We start from the raw sequence: 20,603 nt of genomic DNA on the forward strand, positions 1-20,603 counted from the left end.
ACAGAGCAAACAACATTATTCTATCATCAGGTATTCAAAGATGCAGGAAATAAAATGTATGCGAATAAACGGCTTTGTTTCGATAGCTACGGCAGTTCCTCAGAACCGCAAGTTTGCAGAGCCAACTTAGAAACAAAGCGTGCAGGCATTCACAGAATGCAGCAGGTAACGAAAGTGAAAGAGATGCTGCGGAAAGGTCATTTCAAGAAATGCCATAGCTCATTAGGGTATTTTCTTCACGCTGCACTCCGTTATCGCTAAAAATACCCTCCTGAGCCAAGGGACTTCGCCCCTTTGGATACCCCTAAATCAATCTTCAAACAATGGGCTACGCCGTATTACATATAGACAAGGCGAGAAGCAACGACTCGGGAAATACCGCTCATATAGCACGGACATATACCCCGAGTAACGTCGATCCTTCTCGCACACACCTGAACAGGGAATTGGTGCAATTCCCTGCAAATGTGACCAACCGTAGCGAAGCGATAGAGCATCGTATCGCCACGGCCGGTATCTACCGAAAGGTTGCAAAGAACCAAGTCAAAGCCCTGCGCTTTATCCTGTCGAGTTCACTGGAGGATATGGCTCGTATAGAGCAGGAAGGACGCTTGTACGAGTGGTGTGATGAATCGATGGATTGGCTTCGCTCCACTTTTGGAGCAGACAATGTGGTCGCTGCCACGCTACATGCAGACGAGGATACTCCCCATATTCACGCCACGGTCGTTCCGATTGTCACGGGCGAAAGAAGGAAAGCCAAAGAGGAAGCCGAGAATGGGAAGCGGAAGTACAAGACGAAGAAGAACAAGGTACGACTTTGTGCCGATGATGTGCTTACGCCCAAGAAACTGGAGCAGTATCAGACGGACTATGCCAAGCGAGTGCAACGGTTCGGATTGGAACGGGGCGTACACGGCTCGGAAGCCAAGCACCGGACCACGATGGAGTATTACAAGGAAATTCTCAAATCCACGAAAGAGAAGGAAGCTCAAAAGGCGGAACTCACAGCCAAGATAAAGGAGCTGGAGAAGCAGGCAGGCAAGCTCCGTATGAAAGGCACGCTGTACTCCCTCTTTGGCAACTCCGAACTCGACAAGGCAGAGAAACGCATAGAAGACTTAGAGCAGGAAGCCGAACGGCAGCAGTATCTTTCAGAAAAGGAGAAGAATGAAATCCGAAAGGAGGTCGTTCTCTTGCAAGACACGGTCAAGGGAAGGGACAGAGCCATTGCCGAATTGAAAGAGACTGTGCAAGTTTACGAGGAAGAGCGGAATTGGATAAAACGCTTCTTCAGTGGTTTCTACCAGCTTTTGAATATCCGTCTGATGCTCCGAAAGATGGGTTTCTCTGACGACAGGATAGCGGAGATGTATCGCACGGAAACTCCCCAGCGAGGAACGGCTAAAACCTATTCGGGGCTGTACAAGAGAGAGTTTACGGAAGAGGATAGCGAAATCCGTATCATCAAGGATGAGAAGAAACGACCGCTCCTCACCATCAACGGGCTTCCCATTACCGATTGGTGCGAGCAGAAATGGAGACAGCTTATCAATCGCAACCGTTCGCAACGACTGTAATTGCTTTTTTCTTTCACTGACAAGAAGAAAAACAAGAAAAGACGCTCACTTTCCCTCGCAAAGGGTTATCTTTGCAAGTGAAATAGTGAGCTTGTCTTTAATAATAGACAAGTTTAAGTATCAAGCTTTTAGGATTATTTATAATTAGAAGATGGATGATTTTGACGGTTTTGTGATTTACTCAAAAAAAGATGAGAGCTTCGTTCCTTATGGAGTTACTTCTAGCAATAGTGAATGCCATGCTATATCAAATTATATTCCATCCTCAGTAAAAGAAGTTCTTGTAGAGATTGAAGATATTCGCTTTTTTAAACATAAGGGTATTGATATCAAAGCTATTTTAAGAGCTTTAATTGTCAATATAATTGTTGGACGTATTGTTCAAGGGGGTAGTACTATTACACAACAGCTTGCGAGAAATTTACTTAAAGATAACAGTAAAACCATCGTCAGAAAACTCAAAGAGTCTACTTTAGCTCTCAAATTAGAAAGAAAGTATTCGAAAGAAGAGATTTTAAATCTGTATTTTAATAATATTTACTTTGGAAAAAATCTTCGTGGTATAAGAACTGCTGGGCTTTATTACTTTCAAAAGGAAGTCAATCAACTATCACACGCTCAGCTTCTTTTCTTAATCACAATCTTAAGAGGACCAAATTTTTATTCTCAGAATCTCGAACAAGCAAAGAGGAGATATTTGTTTATAAGTAAAAAAATGATGTTCATGGATGTCATTTCAAACGGCAGTTATAATAAATTAATAAAAAGTTATCCACAAATACTCTATAATCAATTGGTTGTTGTTAGACCAGCATCACTTCCTTTTATTGTGGAAAGGGTAGACAATAAAACTAAAACGTTATTCTCCAGCATAAATACAGAAATTCAAGCTCTTGTTGCAAAAAATGTAAGGGAATCAAAATACCCGATGTCAATTATTGCTATTAGAAATAAAAAAGTAGTAGCATTCTCAAGTTCTTATGGAACTGATTATGTGTTTACAAACAAAACAAATGTAGGCTCCACATTAAAGCCATTTATATATTGTTTCTTGAGAGAGCAAGGTGTTAATAAGTATGAAGTATTCCCATCTACATATAATAATCAGAATTGGAATGTTAGAGAAGCATCTTCCTTTAAAGACAATCTCTCTATAGATGATGCCTTATATTTCTCTAATAACAATGTATTTATTAACGCTTCAGAAAAAGTTGGTATAGAAAAGGTACTTGAATATCTATCAAAACTTTTGAATAAACCTCTTTCTTCATTTACATTGTCAAGTTTATTAGGAGCTACAGAAGATGGAATCTCATTATATGAACTCTGCTCTGTATACTCTACCTTTTTTTCTCAAGATATAAAAGACGGTATAAAATCTGATTGTTTCCAAATTCTTAATGATATCTTCAGAAACAAGCTGGATTTAGATATTAATAATGTTTTTTTAAAGACAGGAACAACCAATAATAATACTGAAAGATTCGCTGTCTTTGGTAATGCGGAACTTACATTTGCAGTTCTAAAGAATGAAAATCCTATTAATGATTACTCTAAAGAGGGAGGATTTATTTATGGAGTTAAGAAAATATTCTCCGATATATTTAATCGGCAGAAAAAATGCACAAGAGAATGGATGTAGTTACTAAAATACAAGAATTAAATCCAGAATTAACTACTCTGGTATTTTCTTCAATTATTGTATTTATTACATGGCTAATAAAGACACTTATAGAAAAACCTATAGAAAATTCTAGAAGCACATTCGTGAAATACTTTGAAAAAAGGATTCAGATTCTTTCTGAACTTAATGCAAATCTTCATTTCATTGCCTACTTCCCCAAAAACACAGAATTCAAAGAAAATCTGCAGAGGATATTACTTGATGGACTTAAATCTGCCTATATAAGCAAAGAAATATTTGACAATATAACAAGAATCGCAATTGATGAAACGACTGACGAGGATCTAGTGTTAAAAACAATTGAAAATATTGAAGAAGAGCTTGAGGCGTTAGTTTCTAAGATTAGGGAAGAAAATAAATTTTATTACAAATACACAGACATAAGACCTGTCAATAGAATACTTAAATTGCTTATGCTGTTTCTGATGTATCTGGTTGCTGCAACAATAATTTTTTCTTTATTTTTAATAGTGGGCTATCTGGTACGAAAAATAATACTGTAAACAATTAAGCTAATGAGCGTTAAAAATGCTTAGTTCGCAATAAAAATTACATGATTCTGAGAGTGAATAGAATTCAAAAGAAATCCTTCCCTTGCAAGATACAGTAAAAGAAAAATAGGAGTTAGATAAAACTCTTTTTCAATGGACTTATATCTACCTTTATCTCCATCTCATACATAAAAATGAATTTTCTGACAACAGAAATGCGGAGATGTATCGCACGGAAGTTACCTAATGAAATACAGCAAAGGTTATTTGAAACTATACAAAAGATAATTTATGGAAGATGTTTATGAAATTCGCATAACCAAGGATGAAAAACGACCATAAAGCATTCCTTTCATCATTAGATTTCTTTTCTACAAAACTTTTAAAAAGAAAGTTACACAAGAATACTCACTTTTCCACACAAAACATTACCTTTGGAAGTAAAATAGTGAGCGTTCTTTGGCTATTCAAAATATTGTATATTAGTGCACCTCGCTCATTTCTAAATCGTTACCTATACGATTTGCATTTTATCGCAGAACCTTGTAATGTAGGCACTTAACCCGAAAATCATATTTTCTACACGGAGAAAAAAATGACCCTCTCAGAATGCCGATGAATAGGGTATTCTGGAAGGGCGGATTTAGAGAGATCGGAAGAGAAAATATGGGATTGGATATTTGTGTTCTCTTCTCCTGATTTCTTTCTTTTTTTGATAGTTCTGTTTTTACAAAATATGTTGAATTGAAATGATGGAGAGTGCGTGATCTATGACACCCTATGAAGCTTGTCTTTTGTTGATATACAATAGTTTTTCTTTTTTTATTAACCTGCTACGGTGAGTGCCCGGAGTATGATTTCAAGAATAGCCGCATAATACGTTATTCGCTTTTAGGCTTGGTCATATATGACGAGTATACTCTCTGAACCTTTAGTCTCAATGCCTTCAAGATTACCGCAACCAGCAAAGTCAACAGAAAGGCAAGTTTTGATTGTCATTTTGGAGTCCATGTAAAGGTCTCCGCTTACTATTCAAAGGCGGTGTGTCATAATACGCAAACTGCTGTGTTACTTGTGACATTTGGCTTCGGTTACATACTCTAGTATGCTCCCTTCAGCCTCTGTCTTAGTGCCTTGTTTTTGCGCATTCTAATGCAGCTAAAAGGGGCTGTGGCTAATTTCAATTTTGCCACAGCCCCTTCCTCTTGGTTATCCCGAGCAGGCTATTTGTACCTACTGAACAGTATATCTACTATAGTTTGCTGATAAGGCTTTTAAGCGATTCCTTGGCATCACCCAAGCAGAGATATACCCCTTTTTCTCTGTGATAGAGAGGATTCTCAACACCTGCATATCCAGGGTTAAGATCGAAGTTACAAATGATTACTTCAGGAGCTTGATCTACATTGAGTACCGGCATCCCATAGATTGGTGTTCCTTCTGCATCACGAGCAGCAGGGTTCAGGACGTCATTTGCTCCGATAACTACGACGGCATCGGCTTTGGCAAAGTCATCGTTTATGGCGTCCATTTCAAAGAGCTTTTCGTATGGCACATCGGCTTCAGCCAATAGTACATTCATATGTCCGGGCATACGACCTGCTACAGGGTGGATGGCATAGCGCACACAGGCTCCTCTGCTTTCCAACTCATCTGCCAGCTGTTTCACCTGATGCTGAGCCTGCGCCAAAGCCATACCGTAGCCAGGTACTATGATTACATTCTTAGCTTCGGACAATACTTCATCAGGGCTTTGTGTCGAGTTCTTTTTCTCGGATGAGGTATGAGCTTTGTTTCTGGCCCCTCTCACTCCTTTGAGCAACTCTTTGAGCGATTCCTTGGCATCGCCTAAGCAGAGATGTACTCCCTTTTCTCTGTGATAGAGAGGATTTTCAACACCTGCATATCCTGGGTTAAGGTCGAAGTTACAGATGACTACTTCGGGAGCTTGATCTACATTGAGTACCGGCATCCCATAGATTGGTGTTCCTTCTGCATCACGAGCAGCAGGGTTCAGAACATCATTTGCCCCTATAACTACCACAGCATCCGTTTTCACAAAATGATCATTTATGGCGTCCATTTCAAAGAGCTTTTCGTATGGCACATCGGCTTCAGCCAATAGTACATTCATGTGTCCGGGCATACGACCTGCTACAGGGTGGATGGCATACCGCACGCGAGCTCCTCTGCTCTCCAGCTCCTCTGCCAGTTGCTTCACCTGGTGCTGGGCCTGCGCCAAAGCCATACCATAGCCGGGTACTATGATTACATTCTTGGCTTCAGCCAATACATCGGCAGGACCTTGTGTAGAGGAGGTGTCTTTGGGGGAAAGATCGGCCTTACTGTCTGCTCCTCTCATTTCTTTGAGTAATTCCCTTAGCGATTCCTTGGCATCACCCAAGCAGAGATGTACCCCTTTTTCTCTGTGATAGAGAGGATTCTCAACACCTGCATATCCAGGGTTAAGATCGAAGTTACAAATGATTACTTCAGGAGCTTGATCTACATTGAGTACCGGCATCCCATAGATTGGTGTTCCTTCTGCATCACGAGCAGCAGGGTTCAGGACGTCATTTGCTCCGATAACTACGACGGCATCGGCTTTGGCAAAGTCATCGTTTATGGCGTCCATTTCAAAGAGCTTTTCGTATGGCACATCGGCTTCAGCCAATAGTACATTCATATGTCCGGGCATACGACCTGCTACAGGGTGGATGGCATAGCGCACACAGGCTCCTCTGCTTTCCAACTCATCTGCCAGCTGTTTCACCTGATGCTGAGCCTGCGCCAAAGCCATACCGTAGCCGGGTACTATGATTACGCTATTAGCTGCTGCCAATATTTCTCCTGCATTTTTTTGAGTCGGTGCATCGGAGGAGCATTCTGCTGTTTGCTGAGAGACTTTCCCTTGCTCTTGGGGCTTTATGCTGCTTTGTTTTGCTTTGGGTTTGTTCGATACTCCCATCAATATGCTCACCAAGCTGCGGTTCATAGCTCTACACATAATTTGCGTGAGCAGCAGACCGGAAGCTCCAACAATGCCTCCTACGGCAACAAGGAATATATCCCCAATAGCCATACCGGCAATAGACCCGGCAACCCCAGATAAGGAGTTGAGTAGGGAGATAGTGATAGGCATATCAGCCCCCCCTACACGAACGGAGAAGTATAAGCCAAACAAACCAGAGAAGATCACGCAACCCAAGATAAGAATGGACATACTTCCATCCTGTGGAATTGCTTGAGAAAGCATGATAAAACTAAGTGTAACGACCAAAGACAAGATCGTAACGACAGAGTGGAAAGGCCAGAAAATAGGCTTTTGCGGTAATAGTCGATGAAGTTTGCCTGCAGCTACCAAACTGCCGACCAACGTGATCATCCCAACCGCAATAGCGAGCATGGATGTAAACCGTATGAAGGGAATATAGCCATCAGATGCAGTATTGAAAATAAAGCCAATCATCGAAGCCGAAAGGATACCTACCAAGGCCGATGCCCCTCCACCCAATCCGTTGAAGAGGGCTACGAGTTGTGGCATCTGTATCATTTTGACTCTCTGTGCCATAACTCCGCCTATCAGAGCTCCCACAATCAGAGCTGGGTAGATAGTCCAAGCACTCAATATATCACTATGGATGATTGTAAGAACAATGCCTACAAGCATAGCGAATGCAGAGATGGTATTCCCCATGACGGCTGTTTTCACTCGGCTCATCATGGCTATACCCAGAAGCACAGCCAAAGAGAGGATTGTGCTAATGATAACGACCGATGTGCTAATCATGACTGTTTGTCTCCTTTCTTCTTCTTGTTGAACATCTGGAGCATCCTATGCGTGATGCCAAAGCCTCCGACCACGTTAATTGTAGCCAATATAATGGCTATGGTGCCGAACAACTGGGAAACGAAAAGATGGTTGCGCATTAACAGGGCTACCCCGGTAGCCGACAGAGCCCCCACGATAGTAACCCCGGAAAGAGCATTCATCCCGGACATGAGAGGTGTGTGTAGCAGACTCGGTACTGTTTTGATGATGAAATAGCCAACTATGGTGGCAATAACAAATACGGCTAATAATATCAGTGGATGTATCATCGTTTCTTTTTCTTTTTTCTGGACATAAAGCTCAAAGGGTGGTCGCCGAGTTTTTCAATTCCACGGTGGCCACCCTTCGGTTATGAGTTAATATTTCGTTGATCTATATCAGATTCCCATTGCCTCACGAGCCCCAGCGTGCACCAACTCTCCGTCTATGCAAACAAGGCTTTTGGCAATTACTTCGTCATTTCTGTCAAGAACTACCTGGCCATCTTTTACCAGATATTTTACCAAGTTGTAGAGGTTGTTCGAGAACATCCAAGTAGAGCTTGTAGGTAACAAGCCAGGGATATTCTTGACTCCCATAAGGGTTACATCGTGCTTCACTACGATGTCTCCAGCCGGAGTCAGAGCACAGTTACCTCCTTGGTCGATAGAGATATCCACAATTACCGATCCTCGTTTCATACCTTTGACCATTTCCTCTGTGATAATGACCGGAGCAATCTTGCCAGGGATAAGAGCTGAGCAGAAGACAATATCCATCTCCTGTATCGCTGCTGTGAGGGCTTTTCTTTCGCGCTCCAGTACATCATCGGGCAGTTTGTTGGCATAGCCACCCTCTGCGATGGCCAGTTCGGCGGGTACTGTGGTGTCGATGACTTTGGCTCCAAGGCTTTGTGCCTGTTCAGCTGCTGCCGGACGTATATCGGCTGCATAGGTGATGGCTCCCAATCGTTTGGCTGTGGCCAGGGCTTGCAAACCTGCCACACCTACTCCGATAACCATAACCTTGGCTGCATCTATCTTGCCCACTGCGGTAAACATCTGTGGCAAGAAACTGGTCACACGGTCTGCGGCCATGATAATCCCTTTGTAGCCTGCACAAGTACTCATAGAGGTCAAGGCGTCGAGGTTTTGGGCTCTGGAGATACGGGGGATCCCATCCAAAGTGATAGCTGTTACTCCCTTGTTGGCAAGATTTTTTACCATCTCGTGGTTGACAGGAGAAGCTGGGTGGATAAAGGTGATCAAATACTGACCCTTGTGCATCATGTCTACCTCGTGTTTCCCGACCTTCTCATTGAAAAGAGGTTCTTTAACCTTAAGGATCATTTCAGCCTCGTTGTAGATTTCTTCGGGCTTGTCTATCATACGGGCTCCGGCTTTGGTATAGTCCTCATCTCGATAGAGGGCTGCATCTCCGGCTCCTCGCTCTACAAGTACAGTAAATCCGTCTTGAACCAACTTTGCCACTGTCTCCGGAGTGGATGCCACACGAGCTTCGTCGTGCATAATCTCCTTGGGAATACCAATAATCATGTCTTTTTGTTGTTTGAGTTTGTATGTTGCGAAATCTTAGGTCTGCCTAAAGATTTCTTTTTGCTTAAAACTTCGCAAATATAAGAAGTATAATGGTAGGATTTGCGACTTTCCTGCTAATTTTTGATACTGTGGAATGAAAGAGGGTATACTACTGGTCGGGTGGGGCTCAGTACCCCATCATGGTAGGCCAAAGAGCCGTTTACATAGGTACGTCTGACACTGTGGGAAAAGGAATAGCCATCAAAGGGAGACCAGCCACATTTCGATAGAACTCGGCCGTCCTGCACCAAAAGAGGACGATGAGGATCTACCAATACAAGGTCTGCCCGATAACCCGGCCTGATGTAGCCACGATCGGGAATGCCAAATAGCTCTGCCGGCTGATGGGCCATTTTGCTTACAACTTGTTCCAGACTGAACTCTCCCATTCGGCTCAACTCCAGCATAAGCAGCAGAGAATGTTCTACCAATGGCCCCCCACTGGCCGCTGTGAGTACGTTGCCTTCTTTCTCTGTCAGTAGATGTGGGGCATGGTCTGTTGCAACAATATCTATGCATCCGTTGCGTACTGCTTGCCGAAGAGCTGCTCTATCGGAAGCGGCCTTGATGGCAGGGTTCCACTTTATTCTGTTGCCCAAGAGGGCGTAATCACTGTCACTGAACCAAAGATGATGCACACAAACTTCTGCCGTAATTCGCTTCTGACTCAGAGGTAAATCGGAGCGGAAGAGCCCCAGTTCTCGAGCCGTGGATATGTGCAAAATGTGGAGTCGCGCATTTGTCTTATCGGCCAATTCGACAGCTTCGGAGGAGGAGCGATAGCAAGCCTCTTCCGACCGTATAAGCGGATGAAAATGAATATCCAGATTTTTGCCAAATTTCTCCGTATAATAGGCCTTATTGGATTGTATAATGTTCTCTTGTTCACAGTGTGTAGCTATTAGCAGATCTGTTTCTCCAAATATCCTTCTGAGTGTTTCTTTGTTGTCTACCAGCATATTTCCGGTAGAAGCACCGAGGAAGAGCTTTAGCCCCGGCACCGTATGTTTGTCTACTCGCTTTATCTCGTCTATGTTGTCGTTCGTTCCACCGAAGAAAAAACCATAGTTCCCCCACGAGCATTCAGCCGCTCTCTCCATTTTGGCCTGCCAAGCCTCCAGTGTAACGGTGGGGGGCTTGGTGTTCGGCATATCCATAAAAGACGTTATTCCTCCAGCTATAGCTGCCCGGCTTTCACTATAGAGGTCGGCTTTGTGAGTTAGCCCTGGGTCACGAAAATGTACCTGATCGTCAATACAACCGGGGAGCAAATACAGCCCTTGGCAGTTTACGACTTCATCTGCAATAGATCGCAAATGTTCTTCCTTTTCCGGTTCATAGAGGACAGCCTTGATGTCCGATCCTTCTATCAATACTGAGCCTCTCAGTCTTTGTCCCTCATTTATGATAAGAGCATCGGAGAGCAGGGTTTTCATCTTTCAGTTCCTTTCTTTTTGGGGAAGCCTTTGAATAAATGCCAATACCTCAACTTCAAAACACCTAAGAAAGCTTCTCCAAAGATGGATGAATTCATCTTGGATGTCCCCAATACTCTATTGGTAAACGTGATAGGGACTTCCTTGATTTTGTACTTCATGCAATGAGCTGTGTATTTCATTTCTATTTGGAAGGCATAGCCTTTGAAGTGTATCGAATCCAAGTCGATCGAATTCAAGACTTCTCGTTTGTAGCAAACAAATCCGGCGGTTGTATCCCGAACATTCATCCAAGTGATAAGACGCACGTACACGGAGGCGAAGTAGGACATCAAAATCCGTCCCAAAGGCCAGTTGTCTACTCTCCCTCCACGGATATAACGAGATCCTACGGAGACGTCTGCACCTTCTTGCGAACAGGCTTGGTACAGCTCCAGTAGCTTGTCTACAGGATGACTGAAATCACAGTCCATCTCAAAAATATAGTCGTAACCTTTCTCCAAAGACCATTTGAAGCCGGCAATGTAGGCTGTTCCTAATCCCTGTTTGCCTGAGCGTTCGATCATATGCACTCGAGATGGGTAGTCCTGCTGTTTTTGTCGTACGATGTCTGCGGTTCCATCCGGAGAATTGTCATCCACAACAAGAAGATCGAATTTATGAGGCAGGGACATTACCTTGTCGATCATAGAAGCGATGTTTTCTCGCTCATTGTAGGTCGGGATAATTACAATGCTATCCATTGGCAAAATTCTGTCATACGAAACTGTGCTTGAGAGACCAAGAGCGTGGAAAATCTTTCACACAAAGCCCTTGCAGATTTTCCTCGAGATTTGAAAGTCAAAACCAAGACTCGAAGGAGAGTCAAGGTACGAGCTCAACCTCTAATTGTCGGTAATACTGCATACCTCACTGCGCAACATGTTTCAAATGCGTTATTATTGAGGCAAATGTATGCAAAACCCTTTATACATAGTTCAATTTGGAAAAGAGAGCACGAGAGATAGGTCTCGGTCTTTGCAAGTCGATAGATTGACTGAAATAAGAGTCAGAAATGTTGAGGTTGGTGGGGTTTTCGTAAGTTTGTCTATCATGAAAGAATTGGAACAGGTAAGCGAATTTCGTTCATCTCCTGAGCTGGTAGAGAAGCTCTATAAATACAGTATCCTCAAAACTTATGAAGCCGGTAGCGTTATCCTCAATGAGAATGCCTATATACGCTCTATCCCTATCGTAACTCGTGGAGTAATGCGGGTAATTCGTACGGAAGAGGATGGGCGAGAGATTTTGTTGTACTATATCAAGGCAGGGGAGAGTTGTATTATGTCTTTTCTTGGAGGGCTACACAACGAAACGAGTAAGGTCAGGGTAGAAGTGGAGGATGATGCAGAGATCCTTTTTCTTCCGATGGACAAGGTCTCGCTTTTTATGAAAGAGCATCCCGAGTGGCTCAACTACATCTTTCGATCTTATCACAAGCGTTTTGAGGAATTGTTGGAGACGATCAATGCTATTGCTTTTAAGAAAGTGGATGAGCGTATGTTATCTCTCCTTCGGAAGAAATCCGAACTTACCGGCTCATCTACCATTCAGATCACACATGAGCAATTGGCAACAGAACTGGGTACGGCACGAGCTGTTGTCTCCAGGTTGCTCAAACAGCTGGAAGAAGCTGGTCAGGTTCGTCTTGGGCGTAACAAAATCTCTCTTATGTAACCAAAGTAGCTGTACGAGTCTCGGGAGAAGAAGACCTTTGTGCTATTATTTAATCCCGAGGATTTATGTACATAGCAGGTTATTTAGCTTCTGTCTTTATTGGGGTTGCTCTTGGTCTGATCGGAGGAGGTGGTAGTATACTTACCGTGCCCGTATTGGTCTATCTGATGGGAGTAGACCCCATGTTGGCCACGGCCTATTCGCTTTTCATTGTTGGGATAACCAGTGCAGTAGGGAGTGTCTCTTATTTCCGTCTTAATTTGGTAAATATTCGTACTGCAGCTGTCTTTGGCTTCCCTTCCATTGTGGCAGTGTTTCTTACCAGAGCCTACTTGGTCCCTGCTATTCCGTATGAGGTCTTTCGTATCAATGGCTTTTTAGTTACACGGGGGATGCTGTTGATGCTGCTCTTTGCTGTCATGATGCTTGTGACTTCTTTGAGTATGATCCGAATAGAGAAAGACAAACCGAAAGCAGAAACTAATAGAAGTCATTTCAACTATGGACTTATTCTACTCGAAGGAACTATAGTTGGTACTCTCACCGGCCTTGTTGGAGCCGGTGGTGGCTTTTTGGTCATTCCGGCTTTGGTTGTTCTTGGCAAACTTCCCATGAAAGAGGCGGTTGGGACATCTTTAATCATCATTTCTGCCAAATCCCTTATTGGTGTACTTGGGGAGCAAGGGATTGCCTATTGGGATTGGAGCCTTCTTTTATTAGTTACGGTATTTGCTTCCGTGGGCATTTATTTTGGTATAATACTTTCCAAGAGAATTGACAGCAATAAATTGAAACCGCTCTTTGGTTGGTTTGTCTTGGCGATGGGAGTATACATCATTTTTAGGGAAGTAATCGGTATATGATTTCGATTTCCCCATTTGTGTAACAAAAGTAGCTGTACAGCTAATTGCTTTGGTGGATCTTTGTGTTCAGAAAAAATAGACATCAAAATATTTAGAACGGATGAAAGTAGAACAGATTTATACCGGTTGTTTGGCTCAAGGAGCTTATTACATTTCCTCGGAAGGAGAAGCAGCCATTATAGACCCTTTGCGTGATACGAAGCCTTATTTAGATAGGCTTGCGCATGATGCCGTGCAGCTTAAATATATCTTCGAGACACATTTTCATGCAGATTTTGTGAGTGGGCATCTTGACTTGAGTCATGACACTGGAGCACAGATCGTTTATGGCCCCACTGCCAAGCCTGGTTTTGAAGCTATTGTCGCTGAGGATAATCAAATTTTCAAAGTAGGGAAGGTTTCAATTCGCGTGATTCATACACCCGGACATACGATGGAGAGCTCTTGCTTTTTGCTCACGGATGAGGAAGGGCATGAACACGCCCTTTTTAGTGGTGATACACTCTTTTTGGGAGACGTGGGACGCCCTGATTTGGCACAAAAAGCAGCCAATTTGACCAAAGAAGAGCTGGCAGGTCTGCTCTATGATAGCCTCTACAACAAGATATTGCCTCTTGCGGATGACATTGTTATCTATCCGGCACATGGAGCTGGATCTGCTTGTGGAAAAAATATGATGAAAGAGACGGTGGACACTCTTGGCAATCAAAAGCGTGTAAACTATGCTTTCAACCAACCTTCTCGAGAGGCTTTCATCGCTTCTGTGATTGATGGGCTACTACCCCCTCCGGCTTATTTTGGAGGGAATGTAGCAATGAATAAACTTGGTTATGACCATTTTGAAAAGGTACTTGGTCGCAGTCTTGAGGCTCTCTCTCCGGACGAGTTTGAGAGTAAAGCAAAGTTGTTTGGAGCATTGATACTTGATACCAGAGCTATAGAGGATTTTGCTCCGGCATTTATTCCTCAATCTGTGAACATTGGAGTAGATGGTGATTTTGCGCCTTGGGCTGGGGCTATGATCATAGATGTGCAGCAACCTATTCTTATTGTTGCGGATCCGGGTCGAGAAGAGGAAGTTATTACTCGATTGGGGCGTGTAGGCTTCGATCATGTATTGGGCTATCTTGGCAGAGGCTTTGAGAGCTGGCTTGCTTCTGGCAAGCAGATCGATAGGGTAGAGCGTATCTCTGCCGAGCAGTTTGCCCACACAGTTGATTTAGGCATTGATCTTGTGATAGATGTACGCAAAGAGAGCGAGTTCCTTTCTGAGCACGTAGAGGGAGCTGACAATAAGCCTCTGGATTACATCAATGACTGGATTGGCAAGTTACCACGAGACAGACACTTCTATCTGCATTGTGCCGGTGGTTATCGCAGTATGATTGCTGCAAGCATTTTGCAAGCACGAGGTTATCGCAATTTTACGGACATAATCGGAGGCTTTTCCGCTATTGCTCAGACCAATATTTCTAAAACTGATTTTGTATGTCAAAGCAGAGTATCAAAAAAATAGTATTAACCATCGTATATATATCAATCGTATTTATCATGTTCGGATTATTCAAGAATCTTTTCGGCCAGCCAGATAACAATCGTTTGGCACAGGCTATACAAGAAGGTGCTTATCTCGTAGATGTTCGTACTCCTGGAGAATTTGCCTCTGGCAGTGTGCGGGGAGCTGTAAATATCCCATTGGATCAGATTCAGGCCCAGATCGACAAATTCAAAGACAAGAAGACTATTGTTGTTTTCTGTCGTAGTGGAGGTCGAAGTTCGCAGGCCAAGAGCATACTTGAGCGAAATGGATTTGACAATGTGATCAATGGAGGAACTTGGGAGAATGTAGCCTCTGTCAAACAAATCTGTAGAAGCCAATAAGGAGGCCTTGTTTCTTGATGTGAGGAACAAAAAGGGAGGTCATAGAGAAGTGCACCCTGAAAGTTTTTCGTCCAATTTTTAGGGTTCACTTCGTAGTCCGAAAACTTAAAGTTTGAGTAGTGCTCTCGAATATGAAGATGCTCAAAGTAAATGTCTGATGCAGTTGCGAGTTAGATCATTGCTAAATTTTTTCGATCAAAATAGAGGATCTTCTTTTATGCTTTTACTTTTTCGAGAGGGGGTAGTCCAATTTTCTATATATTTGTCTCGGCTGAGGAATCAAACTCTCTGATGAATAGGGGTGGATTGTTTACGAGAGCGGTCTCTCGTAATATGGTTTAATTCTCGTTATCCTTGTTGTCGAGAGAGGTTGCTTTCTCTTCTTTTGTCTTATCGCCTCGCAATTATCTGAGAAATAGAGGAGCTCTGAGAATTGAGCAGAGGTGGTGATATAATTATCCTTTTGAGTGTGGACTCCTCTATCTAGTGATCGAAGAAAAACTATTCTAAAAATTGAAGTGAGATGAGCAAATCTACAATTTCTCTTGCCAAGTTTTTTGGCATACTGTTGTCAGGCCTGTTCCTGATGACAACTTATTCTTATGCAGTAGAACCAGTAGTAACTTTGACGGTGAACGATACGTCCGGTGAATGGGCATTCAGTATATCTGCTCGAGATGAAGATAAGAAAGATTGTTGGATCGACTGGAACAACAATGGTCAAAAAGATGGTGGTGAGGAAATTGATCAACAAGAATGGGAGGATATTATTAGACGTCCTATTACAAAGACAACAATTAAGCTGCATGGTAAGCTTTCTACTTTTGAATGCACCAGAGTCAATCAACTTTCTGCAGTATCTTTTTCCGAAAGTGAAGATCTGTATGAAGTTCTGATAGAAAATGGACAGCTGACAAGTTTAGATGTCAGTCCTCTAAAAAGACTTCAGGCTTTGCACTGCACGAACAATAACCTTTCTTCATTAGATGTTTCTTCTAATGAGTCTCTGGAGACACTTATGTGTCGAAAGAATCAAATAACCTCATTGAAGCTCCCTTCTTCGGATGACTTTACTACACTTACTTGTTCTGAGAATTATCTTGAGTCGATAGATCTGTCAACAGTTCCTTATCTGGAAATTTTTGGCTGCTCCGACAATAGAATATCTGAGATAATTATAGATGGTTTTGAGAGTATGGAGGAACTGGACTTGAGTAATAACAATCTTAGTAAAATAACTCTGAGTAATCTCCCTTCCTTGACAGCTCTGCATATAAGCAAGAATGGACTCGAAAAAATAGATCTTTCCTCCCTTAGCAAGTTGGAGAAGCTTGAGTGTGATAACAATAAGTTGAGTGAGATTGATTTGACTAAGAACCCACAGTGTCGAATCCTTAAATGCTACGGAAACCGAATTGGAGATGAATCTAAGATGGAAAAGTTGATATCTTCTCTTGGAGCTAAAACAGATGATCTTCCCGGTCTTTTTGCAGTTGTGGATACGAAGAATGCCAACGAAGGCAACAGAATTACTCCCACACAGGTACAGGGAATGAAAGCAAAGAAATGGAGAGTATTTGATCATAAGGGAGGCGCAAATGATGGTAAAAATGAATATGATGGAGATGGGACGGAAACACCTAAGTTTAGTGTAACTCTGGATTTTGATCCACAGTTTGCTACAATGCGTATCGAACAGGATGTTGATTTGAAATCAGTTGAGAGAGACACTGAGTTGAGTGTAATTATTGACTATAAGTTCCAAGGTATATATCTGTCCGAACTTACTGCCAATGGTGTGGATATTCGTGATAAAAAGAAATTTGTAGTGAGAGAAAATACGGTTGTAAAAGCAACTTTTGGAAGATTGGTTTACCCTGTAACAACTAAGGTTATAGGAGAGGGGGATGTTGTTGTAAAAGGATTTCATGATCTAAGCAAAGTCCCAGTAGGAGAAAAACTTACCGTTGAGGCCACACCTAAGGCTGGTTGGGCTTTGCAGAGTATCAAAGTCGGTAAAGAGGATATTACCGAGAATAAGGAGTTTCATCTAAAGGAAAAGAGCGAAGTGGTAGTGACATTCGTACAAGGTGGGGCTGCTGAAATCGTAGAAAATCCTTCTTTGAAACTCTATCCCAATCCCGTTGCAAGCTACATAACTCTTACTGGAGCGCGAGCACAAGCTGAGATACGTATCTTCTCGATTGATGGTAGCCCTGTATATACAGGACTGGCAGATACTCAGGGGCACGCTCTTATTGACTTGTCTGGCTTGTTGAATGGATTTTACTTAGTACAGGTGGGTAAAGATATTCAGACCATAGAGGTGCGTCATTGATCTTCCTTCCAATTTTTTAATACTAAATTCAGATAGAGAGTTCCCTTCCCGAGGAGATTAACCTTGGGGAGGGAACTTTTTTATTGTCTCTGTCTTGAGGCTTCTGATTCTTTTGAGACTGTTGCGTTAATGAGCATATGTAATGATCTCTTTTGTTTTTGATTTTCTCTCATGAAACTGCTTGAGAAAGCTGTTTCAACACTCTTTTCTGAGACTAAAGAATAAGTCTTAATAAGAGTCCATGAGTCGAAATAAAAGGCTACTTTTGCGAAGCAAAGGCCGATACAACGTGCCTTAAAACCTAAAACAACAATATGTTATGAAGCTTCCTTTTTCCGAATCTTACCGCATCAAAATGGTAGAGCACATTCGCAGAAGTACCCGTGAGGAACGTGAAGAATGGATCAAAGATGCGCATTACAATCTTTTCCAACTCAAAAGTGAGCAAGTATTTATCGATTTGCTTACTGACTCCGGTACCGGAGCGATGAGTGATCGTCAGTGGTCTGCCATGATGTTAGGTGATGAAAGCTATGCAGGAGCCAGTTCATATTACAATATGAAGTCGGCAATCAAAGATATTTTGGGGTTTGATTACTTCTTGCCTACTCACCAAGGGCGTGCGGCTGAGAATGTCCTATTCTCCACTATATTGAAGGAGGGAGATGTGGTGCCCGGTAATTCTCACTTTGATACGACTAAGGGACATATCGAATTCAGGCGTTGTGCTGCGCCGGACTGCACGATAGATGAAGCTGCAGATACTCAGTTGGAAATCCCTTTCAAAGGAAATATGGATCCTGCCAAATTGGAGAAAATCCTCAAAGAAACTCCACATGACAAGCTCCCCTGTGTGGTATTGACCGTTACAAACAATACGGCTGGAGGGCAACCTGTTTCTATGAAGAATATCAAAGAGGTTGCTGCTTTATGTAAGCAGTACGATGTACCTCTTTTGATGGACTCCGCTCGATTTGCCGAGAATGCATATTTCATCAAACAAAGAGAAGAAGGCTATGCGGATAAGACAATAAAGGAAATCGTAAGGGAGATGTACCAATACGCTGATATAATGACGATGTCCAGCAAGAAAGATGCGATCGTAAATATGGGCGGATTTGTTGCTTTCAAGAGCAAAGACTTATGGCATAGGTGCCAAATGTTCTGCATTATGAATGAGGGCTATATCACCTACGGTGGAATGAGCGGACGTGACATGAACGCTTTGGCTCAAGGATTGGATGAGGGGACCGAGTTCGATACTTTGGATTCTCGCATTCATCAGGTTGCTTATTTGGGTGCCAAATTGGATGAATATGGCATCCCTTACCAGCGACCAGCAGGTGGACATGCCATATTTCTCGATGCAAAAAAGATCCTTACGAATGTCCCCAAGGAAGAATTTATTGCTCAAACATTGGCTGTAGAGCTTTATCTCGAAGCTGGCATCCGAGGCGTGGAGATTGGTTCTATTTTGGCAGACCGTGATCCGGTTACAAGAGAGAACCGTTATCCTCGTTTGGAATTGTTGCGCTTGGCCATCCCGAGACGCACCTATACGGACAACCACATGGACGTAGTGGCTGCTGCCGTGAAGAATGTATATGACAGACGAGACAGCATCAAGAGAGGATATGTGATTACAGCAGAATTGCCAGTGATGCGTCATTTTACGGTGGAGCTGGACAAGGCCAAATAAGTGCGAACTTATCAGTATTACTACATAAAAATAACAGATTAAGTACAATGAAGAAGGACAATGTAATCTTCGACCTGATTGAGAAAGAGCATCAGCGCCAACTCAAAGGTATTGAGCTAATCGCTTCGGAGAACTTTGTAAGTGATCAGGTGATGGCTGCGATGGGTAGCTACATGACCAATAAATATGCTGAAGGATACCCTGGTAAACGGTATTATGGAGGTTGCGAAGTGGTGGACCAAAGCGAACAAATCGCCATAGATCGTATCAAGCAACTCTACAACGCCGAATGGGCGAATGTGCAGCCTCACTCGGGAGCTCAAGCCAATATGGCAGTGTTGCTTGCTTGTTTGGAGCCGGGGGATACTTTTATGGGGCTCAATTTGGCGCATGGCGGACACCTTTCGCATGGAGCTCCAGTCAATAGCTCTGGTTTGATTTATCGTCCTTGTGAGTATAACGTAGGCGAAGAGGATGGCCGTGTAGACTACGATATGATGGAACGTGTGGCTTTGGAGAAAAAGCCTAAACTGATCATTGGTGGTGGTTCGGCTTATTGTCGTGAGTGGGACTACAAGCGTATGCGTGAGATAGCAGACAAGATTGGTGCAATCCTCATGGTAGATATGGCACACCCTGCCGGGCTGATTGCTGCGGGTCTGCTTGAGAATCCGCTCAAATATGCCCACGTTGTAACTTCTACTACACACAAAACACTCCGTGGCCCTCGTGGTGGAATTATTTTGCTTGGCAAAGACTTTGAAAACCCATGGGATAAGAAAACACCTAAGGGGGAAATCAAGAAAATGTCTGCACTTTTGGATTCTGCTGTATTCCCAGGCGTGCAGGGAGGTCCTTTGGAACACGTGATTGCAGCCAAGGCTGTTGCTTTTGGAGAAGCTTTGCAGCCTGAGTTCAAGGCTTACCAACAGCAGGTTAAGCTCAATGCTTCTACCATGGCCCAAGCTCTCGTAGATAAGGGTTATAAACTCGTTTCTGGCGGAACGGATAACCACTGTATACTGGTAGACTTGAGGACTAAGTTCCCCGAGCTGACAGGAAAGGTGGCAGAGAAAGCTCTTGTGGCAGCCGATATTACTTGCAACAAGAATATGGTACCCTTCGACACACGTTCTCCTTTCCAGACCTCTGGGATCCGTCTGGGTACACCGGCGATCACTACCCGTGGGGTGAAAGAAGACCAAATGGGAGTAATTGTAGAAATGATCGACCGTGTGTTGTCTTCTCCAGAGGATGAGAAAGTCATAGCAGCCGTACGAGCAGAGGTGAACAAGATGATGTCGGCCTACGAATTGTATGCCTGGTAATTCTCTCGCAGTAAAGTTATTGCTCAATGAATGATTAAAAGCCCTCGCAAATCGTTTGATTTGACGAGGGCTTTTGGGTATATGAAATCTGTAGATTCTCTATATCTGACCTACAATTTAGAATTAAAGACAGAGGCTTGGCCGAACGAGACTTTGCCTCAAAACATCGAAGCGATAT

Annotated in this window: 16 protein-coding genes; 11 read left to right on the top strand and 5 right to left on the bottom strand. The window is 43.0% G+C overall.

Annotation, left to right across the window (positions count from 1 at the left end; genetic code table 11):
- Positions 1-54: 54 nt before the first annotated feature.
- The 4 genes from DQN70_RS06110 to DQN70_RS06125 all read left to right on the top strand — a co-directional run bounded on the left by DQN70_RS06110 (position 55) and on the right by DQN70_RS06125 (position 3,767).
- Entirely contained in the window at positions 55-261 is a 207-nt protein-coding gene (locus tag DQN70_RS06110; RefSeq protein ID WP_023939354.1) for a hypothetical protein, read from the top strand.
- A 62-nt stretch (positions 262-323) separates the two neighbouring features.
- Positions 324-1,580, top strand: coding sequence for a MobV family relaxase (mobV, locus tag DQN70_RS06115; protein WP_023939353.1), 1,257 nt, complete (start codon positions 324-326; stop codon positions 1,578-1,580).
- Between the two features lie 151 nt (positions 1,581-1,731).
- A complete protein-coding gene (locus DQN70_RS06120; RefSeq protein WP_023939352.1) occupies positions 1,732-3,222 on the top strand; it encodes a transglycosylase domain-containing protein in 1,491 nt (496 codons plus the stop codon).
- A complete protein-coding gene (locus DQN70_RS06125; RefSeq protein WP_042225618.1) occupies positions 3,213-3,767 on the top strand; it encodes a hypothetical protein in 555 nt (184 codons plus the stop codon). Before DQN70_RS06120 ends, DQN70_RS06125 begins: the two co-directional genes overlap by 10 nt.
- Before the next feature lie 1,240 nt (positions 3,768-5,007).
- Here the strand turns inward: DQN70_RS06125 and DQN70_RS06130 are convergent.
- The 5 genes from DQN70_RS06130 to DQN70_RS06150 form a co-directional block, all read right to left on the bottom strand.
- Positions 5,008-7,545 carry an NAD(P)(+) transhydrogenase (Re/Si-specific) subunit beta gene (locus tag DQN70_RS06130; protein ID WP_111759353.1) on the bottom strand — a complete coding sequence of 846 codons (2,538 nt, stop codon included), beginning with the start codon at positions 7,543-7,545 and terminating at the stop codon, positions 5,008-5,010.
- Positions 7,542-7,853, bottom strand: a complete 312-nt coding sequence (locus tag DQN70_RS06135; protein WP_036887747.1) for an NAD(P) transhydrogenase subunit alpha — start codon at positions 7,851-7,853, stop codon at positions 7,542-7,544. Before DQN70_RS06135 ends, DQN70_RS06130 begins: the two co-directional genes overlap by 4 nt.
- 111 nt (positions 7,854-7,964) lie before the next feature.
- Positions 7,965-9,122, bottom strand: a complete 1,158-nt coding sequence (locus DQN70_RS06140) for an NAD(P) transhydrogenase subunit alpha (protein ID WP_023937480.1) — start codon at positions 9,120-9,122, stop codon at positions 7,965-7,967.
- A gap of 116 nt (positions 9,123-9,238) precedes the next feature.
- Complete coding sequence (locus DQN70_RS06145) at positions 9,239-10,600, bottom strand: dihydroorotase (RefSeq protein ID WP_023940965.1); 1,362 nt, start codon at positions 10,598-10,600, stop codon at positions 9,239-9,241.
- The gene (locus DQN70_RS06150) at positions 10,597-11,343 is read right to left on the bottom strand and encodes a polyprenol monophosphomannose synthase (RefSeq protein ID WP_023937478.1); all 747 of its coding nucleotides are present in this window, start codon (positions 11,341-11,343) and stop codon (positions 10,597-10,599) included. Before DQN70_RS06150 ends, DQN70_RS06145 begins: the two co-directional genes overlap by 4 nt.
- 349 nt (positions 11,344-11,692) lie before the next feature.
- Between DQN70_RS06150 and DQN70_RS06155 the strand changes: the two genes are divergently transcribed.
- The 7 genes from DQN70_RS06155 (at position 11,693) to glyA (ending at position 20,425) form a co-directional block, all read left to right on the top strand.
- Positions 11,693-12,316, top strand: a complete 624-nt coding sequence (locus DQN70_RS06155; protein WP_036890327.1) for a Crp/Fnr family transcriptional regulator — start codon at positions 11,693-11,695, stop codon at positions 12,314-12,316.
- Positions 12,317-12,381: 65 nt separating this feature from the next.
- Complete coding sequence (locus DQN70_RS06160) at positions 12,382-13,179, top strand: sulfite exporter TauE/SafE family protein (protein ID WP_023940969.1); 798 nt, start codon at positions 12,382-12,384, stop codon at positions 13,177-13,179.
- A gap of 100 nt (positions 13,180-13,279) precedes the next feature.
- Positions 13,280-14,695 (top strand): MBL fold metallo-hydrolase, encoded by a 1,416-nt coding sequence (locus DQN70_RS06165; RefSeq protein WP_023940971.1) that lies wholly within the window; start codon positions 13,280-13,282, stop codon positions 14,693-14,695.
- Positions 14,668-15,060 (top strand): rhodanese-like domain-containing protein, encoded by a 393-nt coding sequence (locus DQN70_RS06170; RefSeq protein ID WP_036887626.1) that lies wholly within the window; start codon positions 14,668-14,670, stop codon positions 15,058-15,060. Before DQN70_RS06165 ends, DQN70_RS06170 begins: the two co-directional genes overlap by 28 nt.
- Before the next feature lie 523 nt (positions 15,061-15,583).
- Positions 15,584-17,398, top strand: a complete 1,815-nt coding sequence (locus DQN70_RS06175) for a T9SS type A sorting domain-containing protein (RefSeq protein WP_023940974.1) — start codon at positions 15,584-15,586, stop codon at positions 17,396-17,398.
- Between the two features lie 319 nt (positions 17,399-17,717).
- Positions 17,718-19,097: a tryptophanase gene (locus DQN70_RS06180; RefSeq protein ID WP_023937469.1), complete on the top strand. Its 1,380-nt coding sequence runs from the start codon at positions 17,718-17,720 to the stop codon at positions 19,095-19,097.
- Between the two features lie 47 nt (positions 19,098-19,144).
- Positions 19,145-20,425 (top strand): serine hydroxymethyltransferase, encoded by a 1,281-nt coding sequence (gene glyA, locus DQN70_RS06185; RefSeq protein WP_023940976.1) that lies wholly within the window; start codon positions 19,145-19,147, stop codon positions 20,423-20,425.
- The last annotated feature ends 178 nt before the right edge of the window (positions 20,426-20,603 follow it).

This window comes from Porphyromonas crevioricanis, assembly GCF_900476255.1.
Classification (GTDB): Bacteria; Bacteroidota; Bacteroidia; order Bacteroidales; family Porphyromonadaceae; genus Porphyromonas; species Porphyromonas crevioricanis.

Excerpts from the sequence above, each read along its gene's own strand:
- DQN70_RS06130 (WP_111759353.1), bottom strand. The coding sequence starts at position 7,545 with ATGATTAGCACATCGGTCGTTATCATTAGCACAATCCTCTCTTTGGCT.
- DQN70_RS06165 (WP_023940971.1), top strand. The coding sequence starts at position 13,280 with ATGAAAGTAGAACAGATTTATACCGGTTGTTTGGCTCAAGGAGCTTAT.
- DQN70_RS06180 (WP_023937469.1), top strand. The coding sequence starts at position 17,718 with ATGAAGCTTCCTTTTTCCGAATCTTACCGCATCAAAATGGTAGAGCAC.
- DQN70_RS06150 (WP_023937478.1), bottom strand. The coding sequence starts at position 11,343 with ATGGATAGCATTGTAATTATCCCGACCTACAATGAGCGAGAAAACATC.
- DQN70_RS06125 (WP_042225618.1), top strand. The coding sequence starts at position 3,213 with ATGGATGTAGTTACTAAAATACAAGAATTAAATCCAGAATTAACTACT.
- DQN70_RS06175 (WP_023940974.1), top strand. The coding sequence starts at position 15,584 with ATGAGCAAATCTACAATTTCTCTTGCCAAGTTTTTTGGCATACTGTTG.
- glyA (WP_023940976.1), top strand. The coding sequence starts at position 19,145 with ATGAAGAAGGACAATGTAATCTTCGACCTGATTGAGAAAGAGCATCAG.
- DQN70_RS06160 (WP_023940969.1), top strand. The coding sequence starts at position 12,382 with ATGTACATAGCAGGTTATTTAGCTTCTGTCTTTATTGGGGTTGCTCTT.
- DQN70_RS06140 (WP_023937480.1), bottom strand. The coding sequence starts at position 9,122 with ATGATTATTGGTATTCCCAAGGAGATTATGCACGACGAAGCTCGTGTG.
- DQN70_RS06155 (WP_036890327.1), top strand. The coding sequence starts at position 11,693 with ATGAAAGAATTGGAACAGGTAAGCGAATTTCGTTCATCTCCTGAGCTG.
- DQN70_RS06110 (WP_023939354.1), top strand. The coding sequence starts at position 55 with ATGTATGCGAATAAACGGCTTTGTTTCGATAGCTACGGCAGTTCCTCA.
- DQN70_RS06145 (WP_023940965.1), bottom strand. The coding sequence starts at position 10,600 with ATGAAAACCCTGCTCTCCGATGCTCTTATCATAAATGAGGGACAAAGA.
- DQN70_RS06120 (WP_023939352.1), top strand. The coding sequence starts at position 1,732 with ATGGATGATTTTGACGGTTTTGTGATTTACTCAAAAAAAGATGAGAGC.
- DQN70_RS06170 (WP_036887626.1), top strand. The coding sequence starts at position 14,668 with ATGTCAAAGCAGAGTATCAAAAAAATAGTATTAACCATCGTATATATA.
- mobV (WP_023939353.1), top strand. The coding sequence starts at position 324 with ATGGGCTACGCCGTATTACATATAGACAAGGCGAGAAGCAACGACTCG.